14 protein-coding genes and 1 pseudogene are annotated in these 16,736 nt (G+C 72.8%); 10 read left to right on the plus strand and 5 right to left on the minus strand.

Annotated elements, in window-relative coordinates; all coding sequences use genetic code 11:
• Positions 1-215: 215 nt before the first annotated feature.
• Together ACWDYF_RS36885 and ACWDYF_RS36890 are read right to left on the minus strand one after the other, a co-directional pair.
• Positions 216-542 (minus strand): hypothetical protein, encoded by a 327-nt coding sequence (locus ACWDYF_RS36885; protein ID WP_381742987.1) that lies wholly within the window; start codon positions 540-542, stop codon positions 216-218.
• A gap of 210 nt (positions 543-752) precedes the next feature.
• Positions 753-1,928 (minus strand): PP2C family protein-serine/threonine phosphatase, encoded by a 1,176-nt coding sequence (locus tag ACWDYF_RS36890; RefSeq protein ID WP_037893028.1) that lies wholly within the window; start codon positions 1,926-1,928, stop codon positions 753-755.
• 163 nt (positions 1,929-2,091) lie between these two features.
• Between ACWDYF_RS36890 and ACWDYF_RS36895 the strand changes: the two genes are divergently transcribed.
• Positions 2,092-3,333 (plus strand): GNAT family N-acetyltransferase, encoded by a 1,242-nt coding sequence (locus tag ACWDYF_RS36895; protein WP_389474709.1) that lies wholly within the window; start codon positions 2,092-2,094, stop codon positions 3,331-3,333.
• Positions 3,334-3,453: 120 nt separating this feature from the next.
• Here the strand turns inward: ACWDYF_RS36895 and ACWDYF_RS36900 are convergent, their stop codons facing one another.
• Together ACWDYF_RS36900 and ACWDYF_RS36905 are read right to left on the minus strand one after the other, a co-directional pair.
• Positions 3,454-4,266 (minus strand): Fpg/Nei family DNA glycosylase, encoded by an 813-nt coding sequence (locus ACWDYF_RS36900; RefSeq protein ID WP_389474711.1) that lies wholly within the window; start codon positions 4,264-4,266, stop codon positions 3,454-3,456.
• A 502-nt stretch (positions 4,267-4,768) separates the two neighbouring features.
• Positions 4,769-5,254 (minus strand): ribose-5-phosphate isomerase, encoded by a 486-nt coding sequence (locus ACWDYF_RS36905; protein WP_018570081.1) that lies wholly within the window; start codon positions 5,252-5,254, stop codon positions 4,769-4,771.
• Positions 5,255-5,535: 281 nt separating this feature from the next.
• Here ACWDYF_RS36905 and ACWDYF_RS36910 point away from each other — a divergent pair, with 281 nt between their 5' ends.
• Entirely contained in the window at positions 5,536-7,086 is a 1,551-nt protein-coding gene (locus tag ACWDYF_RS36910) for an amino acid permease (protein WP_389474713.1), read from the plus strand.
• A 110-nt stretch (positions 7,087-7,196) separates the two neighbouring features.
• Here ACWDYF_RS36910 and ACWDYF_RS36915 read toward each other — a convergent pair whose 3' ends face one another.
• On the minus strand, positions 7,197-7,778 hold the full coding sequence (locus ACWDYF_RS36915) for a biotin transporter BioY (RefSeq protein ID WP_381743129.1): 582 nt from the start codon (positions 7,776-7,778) through the stop codon (positions 7,197-7,199).
• A 528-nt stretch (positions 7,779-8,306) separates the two neighbouring features.
• On the opposite strand from ACWDYF_RS36915, the gene ACWDYF_RS36920 reads away from it, so the two are divergent.
• The 8 genes and pseudogenes from ACWDYF_RS36920 to ACWDYF_RS36955 all read left to right on the plus strand — a co-directional run.
• Positions 8,307-9,605 (plus strand): ROK family transcriptional regulator, encoded by a 1,299-nt coding sequence (locus ACWDYF_RS36920; RefSeq protein ID WP_389474715.1) that lies wholly within the window; start codon positions 8,307-8,309, stop codon positions 9,603-9,605.
• Between the two features lie 311 nt (positions 9,606-9,916).
• On the plus strand, positions 9,917-10,987 hold the full coding sequence (locus ACWDYF_RS36925) for an ABC transporter substrate-binding protein (RefSeq protein WP_389474717.1): 1,071 nt from the start codon (positions 9,917-9,919) through the stop codon (positions 10,985-10,987).
• 5 nt (positions 10,988-10,992) lie between these two features.
• A complete protein-coding gene (locus ACWDYF_RS36930) occupies positions 10,993-11,907 on the plus strand; it encodes an ABC transporter permease (protein WP_389474719.1) in 915 nt (304 codons plus the stop codon).
• Positions 11,883-12,632 (plus strand): ABC transporter ATP-binding protein, encoded by a 750-nt coding sequence (locus tag ACWDYF_RS36935; RefSeq protein ID WP_389474721.1) that lies wholly within the window; start codon positions 11,883-11,885, stop codon positions 12,630-12,632. The genes ACWDYF_RS36930 and ACWDYF_RS36935 overlap by 25 nt, the downstream gene beginning before the upstream one ends.
• Positions 12,629-14,026, plus strand: a complete 1,398-nt coding sequence (locus tag ACWDYF_RS36940; protein ID WP_389474723.1) for an LLM class flavin-dependent oxidoreductase — start codon at positions 12,629-12,631, stop codon at positions 14,024-14,026. Before ACWDYF_RS36935 ends, ACWDYF_RS36940 begins: the two co-directional genes overlap by 4 nt.
• Positions 14,027-14,083: 57 nt before the next feature.
• On the plus strand, positions 14,084-14,989 hold the full coding sequence (locus ACWDYF_RS36945) for a TauD/TfdA dioxygenase family protein (RefSeq protein WP_389474725.1): 906 nt from the start codon (positions 14,084-14,086) through the stop codon (positions 14,987-14,989).
• Positions 14,990-15,108: 119 nt separating this feature from the next.
• Positions 15,109-16,500, plus strand: a complete 1,392-nt coding sequence (locus ACWDYF_RS36950) for an amino acid permease (protein ID WP_389474728.1) — start codon at positions 15,109-15,111, stop codon at positions 16,498-16,500.
• A 134-nt stretch (positions 16,501-16,634) separates the two neighbouring features.
• A pseudogene (locus ACWDYF_RS36955) lies at positions 16,635-16,736 on the plus strand (superoxide dismutase); the annotation flags it as partial.

Raw genomic sequence — 16,736 nt, forward strand, 5'->3', positions numbered from 1 at the left:
GCCTTCACCTGACGATCACGCTGCCCGATCACCTCCTCCAACCGCGCCACCACCGCCTGAAGACTCCCCTGCACATCCGACGACGCCCCCGTGTCGTACGAACGACGATCCGAACCCGAACCCGCCATCACACACCACTCCCCGTGAAACAGAAAAACAACAGAACAGACAACACCGACGACACCGGCATCACCGGCACAGACGACCCAGACGGATCAGCGGAACCGCGCCGCATCGAAATTCGCCGCACCCATGTGATGCCGCGCATTGTCACCCTGCTCCTGATCACCCGAAGAGAACGCACCGTCCATCCCCGACTGACCACCCACAATCGCCGACAACGACGAATTCAGCTCACCCGCGATCCCATCCGCCCGACCCTTGAACTCATCGAACATCCGCCGCCCCGCACCGTTGAACTTCCCCTCCAACGGCTCCACCGCCCGCACCAACTGACGGATCAACAACCCCAGATCATCACTCGACCCACGCGAATCACGCGCCAACGTCGACAACGTCTGCGCACCCATATCGAACTTCACGCCGAACTCGCCTCCCCCATCAGGACTTCCGAACATCTGGACATTCGAGATGTACGAGACATGACGGATGTCCAGGGCTGCGGGCCGTCGACATCCGGGTCCCGGAGTCACGGCACAGCCGTCTCATCTCTACCAACTCCCGGATCGCGGGTGCAATCCGGGGCCGGAACATCCACAGATGCATCACATACCGGCCAGGATGGCCGGTCTTCAGCGGGCGGTGGCGGTCGGGCCCTCGCGGCAGATCAGCAGGAGCGCGCGGTCGTCGTTGACGTCCTTGGCCACTGCCTCGATCAGATGCCAGGCGGCGCCGTGGAAGCCGCCGGCGACATAGCGGTCGGCCTCGCCGGTGAGCCGGTCGATGCCCTCGGCGATGTCGCGCTCGGCGGTCTCCACCAGGCCGTCGGTGAAGAGCATCAGGACGTCGCCGGGGCGCAGGGAGCCCTTGACGGAGTCGAACTGGGCGCCGTCGTACACGCCGAGCAGGGGCCCCTCGGCGGCCTTCTCCTCCCAGCGGCCGGTGCCCGCGCTGAGCTGGAGGCCCGGCGGGTGGCCCGCGGAGTACAGCTCGTAGTCGCCGGAGTCCAGATCGAGGACGAGATGGATGGAGGTGGCGAAGCCCTCCTCCCAGTCCTGGCGGAGCAGATAGCCGTTGGCGGCGGGCAGGAAGGCGTGCGGGGGCAGGCTGCCGAGCAGGCCGCCGAACGCCCCGGAGAGCAGCAGCGCCCGCGAGCCCGCGTCCATGCCCTTGCCGGAGACGTCGGTGAGGACGACCTCCAGGGTGCGGCCGCCGTTGGTGCGGGCGGCGACGACGAAGTCACCGGAGAAGGACTGGCCGCCTGCGGGGCGCAGCGCCATCTCGTGGTGCCAGGTACCGGGCAGCCGGGGCAGCTGGCTCTGTACGCGGATGCGTTCGCGCAGGTCGAAGAGCATGGTGCCGCCGCGCCGCCAGGGCACGCCGACGCGGCTGCGGAACTGGGCGATCAGCAGGCCGAAGAAGCCGCAGGCGGCGACCACCAGCACCACGCCCGGTGTCACCCGTGAGGGTCCCTCGGTGTACGGGCCGAGCCGGACGGACTCCACGATGAGCGCGGTGGCCGCCGCCGCGTACAGGCCGAGCAGGCTGGCCGGGCGCAGCAGGAGGCCGCCGGCGACGATGGGCAGGACGAGCGCGACCGGCGAGAACCACACCGAGTCGACGAGTGTCAGCGCGGCGATCACGGGGATGGTCAGCAGCAGACCGCCCAGCGCGATCCAGTCCGAGCCGTCGCCGCGGAAGTAGTCGACGGCGGCTCGGCGCACGCCGACGCGGGCCCGGTGCCACTGCATCTTCAACCGGGCCGTGAACGTCTCGGCTTCCGCGCGCCGCCCTCGTTCTGCTGCCATTAGTTCGGGACCCTATCCATCGGACCCGCCGGTTGGCACGGGAGGTCCGACTTATCCCCCGTCCGGGGCTCGACTTCACAGTGAACTTCACCGGAAGCCTCCGCGTCGCCACCCCCGGCAAAATTGTTTCGACCGGGCCGTGGGGCGCTGGTAGGGATGGCACATGGCAACCGATCTTGCGACCGAGCTGAGGGTGCTGCGGCCCGACGAGTGGGACACGTGGTACGACAACCTGATCCGCGCCTTCGGCGGTGTCCCGGAGCCGGGCGAGGAGAGGGACCTCTACCGCACCCTGACCGAGTGCGGCCGTTCGCTGGGCGTCTGGGACGGGGACAGGTGCGTGGCCACGGCGGGGGCCTTCGGCTTCCGGGTCACCGTGCCCGGCGGCGCCGCGGTGCCGGCCGCGGGAGTGACCATGGTCGGCGTGGCCGCCACGCACCGGCGGCGCGGACTGCTGACGTCGATGATGCGGCGCCAGCTCGACGACGTGCGGTCCTGGGGCGAGCCGCTGGCCCTGCTGACGGCCTCCGAGCCCGGGATCTACGGCCGGTTCGGGTACGGCGCGGCGAGCTTCCAGCTGCGCGCCGACATCGACACCGGACGGGCCGGGCTGTCCGTCCCGGTCGGCACGGACGGCGTACGGCTGCGGTACGCGGAACCCGCCGACGCGGCCGACGCGTGCGAGGCGGTGTACGCGCGGCTGGTGCCCGGCCGGCCCGGGATGCTGGCCCGGCGGCCGGGCTGGGAACGGCTCGGGCTGCTCGACGTGGAGAGCCTGCGCGGGGGCGCCTCGCCGTTGCAGTGCGTGCTCGCCGAGCGCGGCGGGGAGGTCACCGGGTACGCCCGGTACCGGGTCAAGCCGGTCTGGGAGGACGGCGGGCCCGAGGGCACGGTGGAGCTCGCCGAGCTGGGCGCGCTCGATCCGCTGTCCGACGCGGCGCTGTGGCGGTTCCTGTTCGGCATCGACCTGACGTCGCGGCTGTCGCTGCGGAACCGGCCGGTCGACGACGCCTGGCAGTACCTGGTGAGCGACATCCGGCGGTGCCGGACGCGGCAGCGGGACTCGCTGTACGTACGTCTCGTCGACGTCGGGGCGGCGCTGGCGGCGCGGACGTACCAGGCGCCGGTGGACGTGGTCCTGGAGGTGGAGGACGCCTTCTGCGGGTGGAACGCCGGGCGCTGGCGGCTGAGCGGGGACGCGAAGGGCGCGGTGTGCGAGCGCACGTCGGACGCCGCCGGTCTGGCGCTGTCCGTGCGGGAGCTGGGGGCGGCGTATCTCGGCGGGGTGCCGCTGACCGCGCTGGCCGCGGCCGGGCGGGTGCGGGAGCTGCGCGGCGGGGCGCTGGCGGAGGCGGCCGTGGGGTTCGGCTCGGCGGCCGCGCCCTGGCTGCCGCACGGGTTCTAGGACCGGACCATCGGACCGGACCACCGGACCGGACCACCGGACCGGACCGGACCGACCCGTACGGTCCCGTCGCCCGTCCCGCCCTGGGGGTGAGGGGCGGGGCGGCGGGCGGAGCGGCGGTCAGCGCTGCTGGCAGGCGGGGCACCAGAAGAGGTTGCGGGCGGCCAGCTCGGCGGTGCGGATCTCGGTCGCGCAGATGTGGCAGGGCAGGGTGGCCCGGCGGTAGACGTAGACCTCGCCGCCGTGGTCGTCGACGCGCGGCGGGCGGCCCATGGCCTCGGGGGTGTGCTCGGGGCGGACCGTGTCGATGCGGTTGTTGCGGACGCCCTCGCGCATGAGGGCGACGAGGTCGGTCCAGATCGCGTCCCACTCGGCCGGGGTGATGTCCTTGCCCGGCCGGTACGGGTCGATGCCGTGCCGGAAGAGGACCTCGGCGCGGTAGACGTTGCCCACGCCCGCGATGACCTTCTGGTCCATCAGCAGGGCGGCGATCGTCGTACGGCTGCGGCGCACCCGCGCGTAGGCGGCGGCCGGGTCGGCGTCGGGGCGCAGCGGGTCGGGGCCGAGGCGGTCGTGTATCGCCTGCTTCTCGGCCTCGGTGATCAGGGCGCAGGTGGTGGGACCGCGCAGGTCGACGTACGCGGTGTCGCCCGCGAGGCGGAGGCGGACGGTGTCCGTGGGCGGGGGCGCGGGGGCGTCGCCGAAGGTGACCTTGCCGAAGAGGCCGAGGTGGATGTGGACCCAGTCGGCGGTGCGGAAGCGGAGGAAGAGGTGCTTGCCGTGGGCCTCGGTGCGGGTCAGCTCCGCGGTGGTGAGCAGGGCCGCGGCGGCGGAGAACTTGCCCTGGGGGCTGGTCACGTGGACGGGGGTGCCGTCGGCGAAGCGGGCGGCGTAGTCCTGTGCCAGGCGGTGGATCGTGTGCCCTTCCGGCACGGTGCGGGGTCCTTTCGTGGGCGTGGGTGAGTCGGTGCGGGGCGCGGCGCGCGGCCGGGTGGGGACGGGCGCCCACACGGGGCTGCGCCCCGGACCCCGTCCTTTCCCACCCACCCACCCGTCTCGGTGAGTCGAGAAGTCACCCGCCCCGGGGCTCCGCCCCGGACCCCGGCGGGGGCTCCGCCCCCTGCGCCCCCGGGGAGGACACTCGCCCCCCCAGCCGGGGAGGGCACTCCGCCCCCCAGCCGGGGAGGACACCTCCGCCCTCGGCGGGGTAGTCACCCCCGCCCCCGGCGGAGAAGTCACTTCCCGCCCCCGGCGGAGAAGTCACTTCTCGCCCCGGCGGGGAGGTCACTCCCGCCCCCGGCGGGTAGGACAGACACCCCCGCCCCGGCCGGCGGGGGCTCCGCCCCCTGCGCCCCCGGGGAGGTCACTTCCGCTTCTCCGCAGAGGTGCAGGGCGCGGTCGGCCAGACGGCGGCGGGGGGGCGGATGTCCGGCCGCTACTGCTGCGGGTGGTGGGGCGGGATCGGGGGCAGGTCGCCGGTGGTCTCGTAGGCCGAGAGCATGTCGATGCGGCGGATGTGGCGCTCGTCACCGGAGAAGGGGGTGGCGAGGAAGGTCTCGACGAACTTCGTCGCGTCCTCGGTCGAGTGCATGCGCGCGCCGACCGCGACGACGTTGGCGTTGTTGTGCTGGCGGCCGAGGGACGCGGTCTCCTCGCTCCAGGCGAGGGCGGCCCGTACGCCCTTGACCTTGTTGGCGGCGATCTGCTCGCCGTTGCCGGAGCCGCCGATCACGATGCCGAGGGCATCCGGGTCGGCCGCCGTGCGCTCGGCGGCGCGGAGGCAGAAGGGCGGGTAGTCGTCCTGGGCGTCGTAGAGGTGCGGTCCGCAGTCGACGGGCTCGTGGCCCGCCTCCTTGAGCCATTCGACGAGGTGGTTCTTGAGTTCGAAGCCCGCATGGTCCGAGCCGAGATACACGCGCATGGTCCGAGTGTGACACGGCGCATCCCGGGCGGGCGGCTCGGGTCGCGCCCGCCCCGCCGCCCGGATTGTGCCCGGCCCGCCGCCCGGATTGTGTCCGCGGTGTGCCCGCATTGTGTCCGGGATATGCACGGAAGAAATACGAGGCGGGCTGCGAACCTCAAAGAAACCTCAAGTAACGATTACGTTTCGAAGGTTCACGAATTCCTTTGCCTCCGATTCACTGAACCGACTCGTACGCCGCTCGTACGGGAAAACGCTCACCGGCGCAAAAGGAATCCCCCATGACCTCGCAGCCGACCCTGCAACAGGCTGGAAGCGGCCATCCCACCCCGGACGGACCCGGTTCCGGGCTTCAGGCCGGACTCAAGAACCGTCATCTGTCGATGATCGCGATCGGCGGCGTCATCGGCGCCGGTCTCTTCGTCGGCTCCAGTTCCGGAATCGCCACCGCCGGCCCCGGCATCCTCCTCTCCTACGCCCTCGTCGGCACCCTCGTCGTCCTCGTGATGCGCATGCTCGGCGAGATGTCCGCCGCCAACCCCGCCTCCGGCTCCTTCTCCGCGCACGCCGACCGGGCGCTCGGGCGCTGGGCCGGGTTCTCCATCGGCTGGCTGTACTGGTTCTTCTGGGTCGTCGTGCTCGCCGTCGAGGCCACGGCGGGCGCGAAGATCCTCTCCGGCTGGGTGCCCGCCGTGCCCCAGTGGGGCTGGGCGCTGATCGTGATGCTGGTGCTCACCGCCACCAACCTGATCTCCGTCGGCTCCTACGGCGAGTTCGAGTTCTGGTTCGCCGGGATCAAGGTCGTGGCGATCGGCGCCTTCATCGTCGTCGGCCTGCTGGCCATCTTCGGCGTGCTGCCCGGCGTCCACGCCGACCAGGCGTCCTTCGGCAACCTCACCGGCCACGGCGGTTTCCTGCCGCACGGCCCCGGTTCGATCCTCACCGGTGTGCTGCTCGTCGTGTTCTCCTTCATGGGCAGCGAGATCGCCACCCTGGCGGCCGGTGAGTCAGAGGACCCGCAGCGCGCGGTCACCAAGTCGACCAACAGCATCATCTGGCGCATCGCCGTCTTCTACCTCGGTTCGATCCTCGTCGTCGTCTCCCTCATCCCCTGGGACGCCAAGTCGATCGCCGACAAGGGCTCCTACGTCGCCGCCCTGGACTCCCTCGGTATCGCGCACGCCGGTCAGATCATGAACTTCATCGTGCTGACCTCGGTGCTGTCCTGTCTCAACTCCGGCCTCTACACCGCCTCCCGCATGGCCTTCTCGCTCGGCGAGCGCGGGGACGCGCCGAAGGCGTTCGCCCGCACCACCGGGCGCGGGGTGCCGCGGACCGCGATCCTCGTCTCGGTCGCCTTCGGCTTCGTGGCCGTCTTCTTCAACTACAAGTTCCCGGACTCCGTCTTCCTCTTCCTCGTCAACTCCTCCGGTGCGGTCGCCCTGTTCGTGTGGCTGGTGATCTGCTTCTCCCAGCTGCGCATGCGGAAGATCATCCAGCGTGAGGCGCCGGAGAAGCTGGTCGTGCGGATGTGGCTGTACCCGTATCTGACCTGGGCAGCGGCGGCCGTGATCGTCTTCGTCCTGGGCTACATGCTCACCGACACCGAGCACGACGGCCGCGAGACCGTACTGCTGTCGCTGCTGGTGGCGGCGGTCGTGCTGGTGATCGCCGTGGCCAGGGAGCGGCTCGGCGGGCACCGGCGGACGGCCGTGGCGGGTACGTCCGCCGCCACCGCTGACACCGACGCCACCGCAGCCACCGGCGCCACCGGCGCCACCGGCGAGAGCGCGGGCGGCGCGGGCGGGACCGAGCAGGTCACGGCCGGCTGACCGGCCCGCGGGTCCGCCTGCGGCGGGCGCGGGAACGCGAGAGCGGAGGGGGCCCGAGGGCTCCCTCCGCTCCTGTGTGCTCCGCTCGCGGGCTTCGCCGCGCGGGCGGGTCAGCGCTTGCCGGCGAACTTCCAGGCGGTGGGCAGCGCGCCCATCGCCAGGGCGGCCTTGAGGAGGTCGCCGATCAGGAACGGGGTCAGGCCGGCCGCGACGGCGGCGGAGGCGGACATGCCGGTGGCCAGGGCCAGGTAGGGCACGCCGACGGCGTAGATGACCGCCTCGCCCAGGAGCATCGTGCCGGCCATGCGCCACACGCTGCGGTCCGCGCCGCGCCGGGCCAGCGCGCCGACGGCGGCGGAGGCGAGCAGCATGCCGAGGACGTAGCCGAAGGAGGGCGCGCCCGCGCCCGAGCCGCCCTCCGCGAACCACGGCATGCCCGCGACACCGGCGACCGCGTACAGCATGAGGGAGAGCAGACCGCGGCGGGCGCCGAGCGCGGTGCCGACCAGCAGCGCGGCGAAGGTCTGGCCGGTCACCGGCACCGGGGAGCCCGGCACGGGGACGGCGATCTGGGCGGCGATCCCGGTGAGCGCGGCGCCGCCGAGCACGAGAGCGGCGTCCCGGACACGGGAGGCGGGCAGGAGGTCGGCGAGGACCTGGCCGGTGCGGGCAGGAACGGCAGCGGTGCTCATGGGGACTCCGCGGGGTGAGAGCAGTCGGGAACACCGTGACGCTATCCCAGCGTGCTCGAACCGATCACCGTCCGCGCTCGACAAAGGCTGGAACGCGGGCTTGGTCGGCTCCGCACAAAGAACGGCGGGGGCAAGCGGCCCGGCGTGACACCGGTCACTGAGCGGGCGTGGCCTCGCCGACACGGCCCGCGGCCCGGCGCGTGCACCGGCCCCCTCCTCTCCTCCCCGGGTCCTCCCCCGGGGACCCGGTCGTCTCCTCCCCGGGCACCCGGTCATCTCCTCCCCCGGGCCCCTGCCGTCGTCTCGCCCGTCGGGCGCGGTCTGGGCAGCGGTGGGGCGTTGCGCTAGCTTCGAACACGTGGTTGCCCAGGCCCGGTACTTCTCGTCGCGTCGCTATGTCGACCTGCGACGCCAGGGCACGGCCACCTGTCGCCGCTCCCGGTAGGGGCGGGAGACCGCTCCGCCCCGCTTCTCCTCGCAGACGGCGCAGTGCCGGCCCCCTCCCCCGATCCCGCCAGGAGCTTCCTCATGCCCCGATCCGCCGCGGCCGCCCCCCGGACCTCCCGGACCTCCCGCCCCACCCGCCCCCTGTCCGTTTCCGTGCCCGCGTCCGCGTCCGCGTCCGCACCCGACCCCGCGCCCCCCGCGCCCCCCGCGCCCCCGGTCTCCCGGGTGGCCGATCCCGACCGGCGCCGCACCAGCGCCAGCGGTGTGCTGCGCTCGGTGCTGGAGCACGGACCGGTGGCCCGCAGCACCATCGCTCGGCTGACCGGTCTCTCCCCGGCCTCCGTGTCGGAGCACTGCGCCCGGCTCGCCGGGCTGGGGCTGATCCGCGAGGCCGCGGTGCCCGCGCGGTCCAGGGGCGCGGGACGGCCGCATGTGCCCGTCGAGCTGGACGGCCGCGGGTTCCTGGTCGGCGGGGTGCACCTGGCCGTGCCGTACACCACGGTGGCCCTGCTCGATCTGCGCGGCCGGGTCGTCGCCGAGCGGCGGACCGGGCACGCCGGTGCCGGGCCGGTCCAGGTGCTCGAACGCGCCGCCGAGGGGCTCGCGGCGCTGCTGGCCCACGCGCCCGGCGCGCGGCCCCTCGGGATCGGGTTCGCCTCCGGCGGCTGGGTGGACCGGGACTCCGGGACCGTCGTCGAACACCCCTTGCTCGACTGGCGGGACGTGCCGGTGCGGGACGTGCTGCGCGCCCGTACGGGACTGCCGGTGCACGTGGACGGGCACGCGCGGGCGCTGGTCAACGCGGAGCGGCTGTTCGGGCGGGCGCGCGGCAGCCGGAGCGTGCTGAAGCTGTTCGTCGGCAATGTGGTCGACGCGGCCTTCGCCACCAACGACGAGGTGCACCACGGGCCCCGCTCGCAGGCGGGGGCCATCGCCCATCTGCCGCTGCCGGGCGGTACGGAGCCCTGCGGGTGCGGGCGGACCGGCTGCCTCCAGGCGGAGTTGAGCGAGCGGACCCTGTGCCGGCGGGCGCGGGCGGCCGGGGTGGCCGCCGGGGTGCACCCGATGCGCGTGCTCGCCGCGGCCGGGGCGGGTGACCCGGCGGCCGTACGGCTGCTGGTGGAGCGCTCGCGGCTGACCGGGCGGGCGGCGGGGCTGCTGCTGGACGTGCTCAACCCGGAGACCGTGGTGGTCACCGAGGTCGGCGCGATGTACCGCGCGGACTGTCTGGCGGCGCTGCGGGAGGCGGTCGGGGCGCGGCGGGCGCAGGCGGTGGTGCCCACCGGATTCACGGACTCCGTGCTCGCGGTGGCGGGCGGCGCGGTGGCCCTGGACGTGCTGTACCGGGATCCGCTGGCCGTGTCACATGACGTTCATTAATTCAAAAACTCCGAATGTTGACAGGGGTTGCGCGAGAACGGGAGCATTTCTCTCATGAGCCCGCTCACGAGCTGTCGCACTCTTTGCTGCTGACCCGTTGACGCGCCCCGGAGCGCTTTCCCTCCGGTTCTTCCCGTGTGCCTCCCGCACTCGGTCCCCGCGTGCTTCCGGCACTCGGTCCCTGTGTGCTTCCGGCACTCGTTCCCGTCGTGTGTGAATTCCCTTCGTGCTGCCCGCGCCTGCCGTCCGCCGCGGCGGCCGTGCCCGGAATTCAGCATGTCTGCCGCCCCGTGAACCCGTGGAGTTCCGCCATGCCTTCCGTACCGGTGTCCGGCCCCGACCGGCGCCTGCTCCTCACGTCCCTGCTCGGTGCCGCCGTCGCGGCGACGGGGCTGAGCGGCTGCGCCGGATCGAGTGCCGCCGCCTCCGGGTCGTCCGCCGACCTGTCCGCCCCGCTCGCCGGTACGGTGCCGCCGGGCACCAGCCTGAAGATCGCCTCGTACCAGGAGACCCAGCAGCTCCAGTTCAGGCTGGGGAATCTGGGGAAGCTGCCGTTCACCGTGTCGGACTGGCTGAACATCGGCGCCGGGCCGGATGTCATCAACGCCTTCCGCGCGCATTCCCTGGATGTCGCCACCAACGCGGGCATTCCGCCGATCCAGGCGCACTACCAGGGCTACGACGCGCGGATCGTCGCGATCGGCCTGACCCGCAAGCCGAATTACCTGTTCGCCACCGCACCCGGCAGCGACATCCGCACGACCGCGGACTTCAAGGGGCGCAAACTCGCCTTCTCCCAGGGGCAGGCGCAGGGGGTGGTGCTGCTGCGGGCGCTGAAGGAGGCGGGCCTCGCCCACGACGACGTCCGGCTGGTGCCGCTCACCAGCAACCAGTTCCTCACCGCCCTCCAGTCCGGCCAGGTGGACGTGGCCCCGCTCGGCAACAGCCAGGCGCCCGCCTATCTGAACCAGTACGGGTCCAAGGGCGCGCACACCATCCCCACCGACGTCGTCGACCTGCTCAATCTGCTGTGGGCGCCCGCCGCGGTGCTGGCCGACCGGGCGAAGGCCGCCGCGATCGCCGCGTACATACCGCACTGGGCCCGGGGCCAGGTGTGGCAGTGGGAGCACCCGGACGAGTGGAACCGGGAGTTCTACGTGAAGACGCAGAACCTGTCCCTGGCGCAGGCCGAGGCGGTCACGCGGCTCGCCAACAAGCCGCTGTTCCCGCCGAGCTGGGACGAGGCGGTCAGGTGGGAGCAGGAGACGGCCGATCTGCTCGCCGAGGGCGGGTTCGTGAAGCGGTTCGAGGTCGGCTCGCTGTTCGACCGGCGCTTCGAGGCGCTCGCGGCCCGTGCCGTACCGGCCGAGTACCGGAGGTGAGCGCGGTGACGACCTCGGCCACCCCGTCCACCGTGCCTTCGGACACCCCCGCCGCCCCCGGCACCCCGGACGCCCGGGTCGCCGCAGGACCGGCGGGACCGGCCCCCGGGGGTCCGGCGCCGCGCACCCGGCGCCCCCGGCGGCCGCGGCCGCTGACGCCCGGCCGACGGCTGCCCGCCGCCCGGCTGGCCGGTCCCCTCCTCCTCCTGGTCCTGTGGGCCGCGGCCTCCGCCGCCGGACGGCTCGACCCGGGCGCGGTCCCGGCGCCCTGGACGGTGCTGCGCACCGCCGGTCACCTGTGGACCGAGGGGACGCTGCCCACCGATGTGCTGACCTCGCTGCGCCGGGCCGCCTACGGCTTCGCGCTCGGCCTGAGCGGCGGGGTGCTGCTGGCGCTCGCCGCCGGGCTCACCCGGACCGGCGAGGCGCTGATCGACGGGACCGTCAACCTCAACCGGGCCGTCCCGACCCTGGGGCTGATCCCGCTGTTCATCCTGTGGCTGGGCATCGGCGAGACCTTCAAGGTCGCGATCATCGCGATCGTCGTCTACATCCCGGTCTATCTGAACACGCACGCCGCGCTGTCCGGCATCGACAGCCGCTATGTGGAACTGGCCGAGGTGCAGGGCCTGTCGCGATGGGCGTTCGTGCGGCAGATCGTCGTGCCCGGCGCGCTGCCCGGCTTCTTCGTCGGCCTGCGCCTCGGGGTCACCGGGTCCTGGCTGGGCCTGGTGGTGCTGGAGCAGATCAACGCCACCAGCGGCCTCGGCTATCTGATGTTCCAGGCGCAGAACTACGGCCAGACGGACGTGATCCTGGTCGGCCTGCTGATCTACGGCGTCTTCGGCCTGGTCTCCGACAGCGTGGTCCGCCTGATCGAACGGAGGGTGCTGTCGTGGCGCCGCACACTGAGCAGCTGACCGGGGGCCCTGCCACCTCCACCGCGGTGGAACTGCACTCCCTGACCCGGTCGTTCGAGGGCCGTACGGTGCTCGACGGCATCGATCTCAGCCTGCCGGCCGGGCAGTTCACCGCGCTGCTCGGGCACAGCGGATCCGGCAAGAGCACCCTGCTGCGGGCCGTGGCGGGCCTGGACCACCAGGTGGCCGGCAGCGGTGAACTGCGGGCGCCGGAGCGGGTGTCGGTGGTCTTCCAGGACTCCCGGCTGCTGCCCTGGCGGCGGGTGCTGGACAACGTCCTGCTCGGCGCGGACGGCAAGGACGCCGCCACACGCGGCCGGGCCGCCCTCGCCGAGGTGGGCCTCGCGGGCCGGGAGCGGGCCTGGCCGAGCGAGCTGTCGGGCGGTGAGGCGCAGCGCGCGGCACTGGCCCGCTCCCTGGTCCGCGAACCCGAACTGCTGCTGGCCGACGAGCCGTTCGGCGCGCTGGACGCCCTCACCCGGATCCGGATGCACGCGCTGCTGCGCCGGCTGTGGCAGCACCACCGGCCCTCGGTGCTGCTCGTCACCCACGACGTGGACGAGGCGATCGTGCTCGCCGACCGTGTCCTCGTCCTCGACAAGGGCCGCATCGGCCTCGACCTGACCATCGACCGCCCGCATCCGCGCTCGTACCGGGACCCGCTGCTCGGCGCGTACCGGGAGCGGCTGCTCACCGCCCTGGGCGTCACGGAGGACCCCGCATGACCATCCGCACCCCCGCACCCGGCAGCACCGGCACGGGCCCCGGCCCGCGCACGCTGCACCTGAACGCGTTCCTGATGAACACCGGCCACCACGAGGCGTCGTGGCGGCTGCCGGAGAGCGACCCGTACGCGCACGTCGACCTGGCGCACTACGTGGCGCTGGCCCGGACCGCCGAGCGCGGCACCTTCGACTCGCTGTTCCTGGCGGACGGCCCGCAGCTGTGGAACACGGTCGCGCAGCGGCCCGCGGGCGCCCTGGAACCGCTCACCCTGCTCACCGCGCTGGCCACCGCCACCGAGCACATCGGTCTGATCGCCACCGCGTCGACCTCCTACAACTCCCCCTACAACCTGGCGCGCAGGTTCGCCTCGCTGGACATCGTCAGCGGCGGCCGGGCGGGCTGGAACATCGTCACCACCGCGGGTGCCGAGGCGGCCCGCAACTTCGGTCTGGACGCGGAGCCCGCGCACGCCGAGCGGTACGCGCGGGCCGCCGAGTTCGTGGAGGTGGCCCGCAGGCTGTGGGACAGCTGGGAGGACGACACGGTCGTCGCCGACAAGGCGGCCGGGGTGTGGGGCGACGACGCGAAGATCCATCCGGCCCGGCACGAGGGGACGTACTTCAAGGTGGCGGGCGCGCTCAACGTGCCGCGGTCCCCGCAGGGCTATCCGCTGCTGGTGCAGGCGGGCTCCTCCGCCGACGGGAAGGCGTTCGCGGCGCGGTACGCGGAGGCGGTGTTCACCGCGCAGCAGTCGCTGGCGGGCGCGCGGGCCTTCTACGCCGATCTGAAGCGGCTCACCCGGCGGGCGGGCCGCGACCCGGAGCTGCTGAAGGTGCTGCCCGGCATCGTGCCGGTGCTCGGGTCGACCGAGGCCGAGGCGCGGGCGGCGGAGCAGGTCCTGGACGAGCACATCGTGCCCGAGCACGGCCGGGTCCGCCTGGAGAACCTGCTGCGGCTGGAGCCGGGCACGCTGCACCTGGACCGCGAGCTGCCCGCCGACCTGCCGCCGGAGTCGGCCGTCGAGGGCGCCAAGAGCCGGTACACGCTCGTGGTGGAGCTGGCCCGCGGCGAGCGGCTGACCGTGCGGCAGCTGATCGGCAGGCTCGGCGGCGGGCGCGGCCATCTGACCTTCGCGGGGACGCCCGAGCAGGTCGCGGACGCGATCGGGACGTGGTTCACCGAGGGCGCCGCCGACGGGTTCAACATCATGCCCGCGGTGCTGCCGTCCGGTCTCGACGCCTTCGTCGAGCATGTCGTCCCGCTGCTGCGCGCCCGCGGGCTGCTGCGCTCCGGGTACGGGCACCGGCAGACCCTGCGGGAGCGCTACGGCCTGCCGCGCCCCGCCAACCAGCACCTGGCCCCCGCCCTGTCCAGCGCCCTGACCACCGTCTGACCGTCCGCCGTCCGACGGCCGGTCCGCGGACCGGCCGCTCTCCGAGAGGACCTGATCATGTCCATCGAGATCCACAAGGTCACCGCCCGCATCGGCGCCCGGGTCGGCGGCGTCGACCTCGCCCGGCCGCTCGCCGCGCGGACCGTCGCCGCGCTGCGCGAGGCCCTGAACACGCACAAGGCGCTCGTCTTCGACGATGTGCGCCTGGACGACGCGGGCCAGGAGGCGTTCGCCCGCCACTTCGGCGACCTCACCACCGCCCATCCGACCGTGCCGGCCGTCGAGGGCGCCCCGAACGTGCTGCCCGTGGACAGCGAGCAGGGCCGCGCCAACCACTGGCACACCGATGTCACGTTCGTGCTCAACCCGCCGCAGGCCAGCACCCTGCGCAGCGTCACGGTCCCGCCGTACGGGGGCGAGACACTGATCGCGAACGCCGCGGCGGCCTACCGCGACCTGCCCGAGCCGCTGCGCCGGCTGGCCGACACCCTGTGGGCCGAGCACACCAACGACTACGACTACGCCGTGCCCGAGGAGGCGGTCGACGAGGAGGAGGCCGTCCGGCGCGCGCAGTTCACCTCGATCCGGTACCGCACCGCGCACCCGGTGGTGCGGGTGCATCCGCTGACCGGCGAGCGCGGGCTGTTCATCGGCGGGTTCGCGCAGCGGATCGCGGGCCTGTCGGTGCCGGAGTCGCGCAAGATCCTGGACCTGCTCCAGGCGTACGTCACCCGGCCGGAGAACGTGCTGCGCTGGCGCTGGTCGGAGCACCAGCTGGTGCTGTTCGACAACCGCATCACCCAGCACTACGCCATCGACAACTACGACGGCCTGCCGCGCCGCCTGAACCGGGTGACAGTGGCCGGTGACGTCCCGGTCGGCGTCGACGGCGCGGAGAGCCGTTCCCTGGAGGGGGACGCCTCGCACTACACGGCCGTCGCCCCGGTCGCCGTCGCCGCGTAACCCGGCGTTCACGTACCGTAGGACACACGTCCGGATAGTGGGCAGCCCCTCGCCCTGAGCGGACGGGCTGCCCACACTGTGGGCACTTTCGCCCCTCCCCCCACTGGATGAGCGTGTTCATGCCCCACCGCACCACCGCCTCCCCCGCTCCCCCCACGGAGCAGGCGGGCGAGGCCCCTCTGAGCCATGGCCTCAAGCAGCGCCATCTGTCGATGATCGCCCTCGGCGGGGTGATCGGCGCCGGGCTGTTCGTCGGCTCCGGGGCGGGTATCGCCGCCGCCGGGCCGTCGATCGTCGTCGCCTACGCCGTCTCCGGTGTCCTCGTGATGCTGGTGATGCGGATGCTCGGCGAGATGTCGGCCGCGTATCCCTCCTCGGGCTCCTTCTCCACACATGCCGAACGGGCGTTCGGGCCGTGGGCCGGCTTCACCGCGGGCTGGTCGTACTGGGTGCTGCTGTGCACGGCGGTCGGCCTGGAGGGCATGGGCGCCGCCAAGATCGTGACGGGCTGGCTGCCGGGCACCCCGCAGTGGCTGTGGGTGGCCCTGTTCATGGTGGTGTTCTGCGGGACGAACCTGGCCGCGGTGAAGAACTTCGGCGAGTTCGAGTTCTGGTTCGCGGCACTGAAGGTCGGCGCCATCAGCCTGTTCCTGGTGCTGGGCGTGCTGGCCGTCACGGGTGTGCTGCCGGGCACCGACTCGCCGGGCACCTCGCACCTGAGCGACTTCCTGCCGCACGGCGGCCAGGGTCTGATCGTCGGCCTGCTCGCCTCCGTGTTCGCCTACGGCGGCCTGGAGACGGTGACCATCGCGGCGGCCGAGTCACAGGACCCGGTGCGCGGCGTGGCGAGCGCGGTGCGCACCGCCATGTGGCGCATCGCCCTCTTCTACATCGGCTCGATGGCCGTCATCGTCACCCTGGTCCCGTGGAACGCACCGGAGGTCGTCGACAAGGGCCCCTACGTCGCCACGCTGGACCACCTGGGCATACCGGGCGCCGGGCAGCTGATGAACGTGGTCGTCCTGGTGGCGCTGCTCAGCGCGATGAACGCCAACATCTACGGATCGTCGCGCATCGCGTACTCGCTGGTGGGGCGCGGCCAGGGCCCCAGGGCGCTGGCGAAGGTCTCGGGCGGGGTGCCGCGGACCGCGGTCGCGGTGTCGAGCGTCTTCGGGTTCGGCTGCGTGCTGCTCAGCTACTGGCGGCCCGACGACGTCTTCCCGTGGCTGCTGAACATGATCGGCGCGGTGATCCTGGTCGTCTGGATCTTCGTCGCCGCCGCGCAGCTGCGGCTGCGGCGACGGCTGGAGCGGGAGGCGCCGGACCGGCCGGCCGTGCGGATGTGGGCCTTCCCCTGGCTCACCTGGGCGGCTCTGGCGGGCATGGCGGCGATCTTCGTCCTGATGGCCCGGCAGCCGGGCACCCGGGTGCAGCTCTACTCGACGGGCGCGATGGCCCTGGTGCTGGCGGCGGCCGGGTACGCCTGGCAGCGCGCCCGCGCCCGCGCCTGACACACCGGTACCGGTTCCGCTCGTCGCGAGGCCCCCACGGGACACGTGGGGGCCTTCCTGTTGCTCGCGCCCGCACTGTTGTTGGTAGCTTGTAGTTGCAAGCCCTTTGCAATAATGGTCGGAGGGGACCTGTCATGCCCGTCTACACGCTGCCTGAACTGCCGTACGACTACTCGGCGCTCGCGCCGGTCATCAGCCCCGAGATCATCGAGCTGCACCACGACAAGCACCACGCG

The organism is Streptomyces sp. NPDC003284 (assembly GCF_053589675.1).

Bases quoted from the DNA above. Each gene is read 5' to 3' on its own strand.
- ACWDYF_RS36910 (WP_389474713.1), top strand. From the start codon at position 5,536: ATGACCTCGCAGCCGACCCTGCAACAGGCTGGAAGCGGCCATCCCACC.
- ACWDYF_RS36950 (WP_389474728.1), top strand. From the start codon at position 15,109: ATGCCCCACCGCACCACCGCCTCCCCCGCTCCCCCCACGGAGCAGGCG.
- ACWDYF_RS36920 (WP_389474715.1), top strand. From the start codon at position 8,307: ATGCCCCGATCCGCCGCGGCCGCCCCCCGGACCTCCCGGACCTCCCGC.
- ACWDYF_RS36915 (WP_381743129.1), bottom strand. From the start codon at position 7,778: ATGAGCACCGCTGCCGTTCCTGCCCGCACCGGCCAGGTCCTCGCCGAC.
- ACWDYF_RS36890 (WP_037893028.1), bottom strand. From the start codon at position 1,928: ATGGCAGCAGAACGAGGGCGGCGCGCGGAAGCCGAGACGTTCACGGCC.
- ACWDYF_RS36895 (WP_389474709.1), top strand. From the start codon at position 2,092: ATGGCAACCGATCTTGCGACCGAGCTGAGGGTGCTGCGGCCCGACGAG.
- ACWDYF_RS36940 (WP_389474723.1), top strand. From the start codon at position 12,629: ATGACCATCCGCACCCCCGCACCCGGCAGCACCGGCACGGGCCCCGGC.
- ACWDYF_RS36925 (WP_389474717.1), top strand. From the start codon at position 9,917: ATGCCTTCCGTACCGGTGTCCGGCCCCGACCGGCGCCTGCTCCTCACG.
- ACWDYF_RS36905 (WP_018570081.1), bottom strand. From the start codon at position 5,254: ATGCGCGTGTATCTCGGCTCGGACCATGCGGGCTTCGAACTCAAGAAC.
- ACWDYF_RS36945 (WP_389474725.1), top strand. From the start codon at position 14,084: ATGTCCATCGAGATCCACAAGGTCACCGCCCGCATCGGCGCCCGGGTC.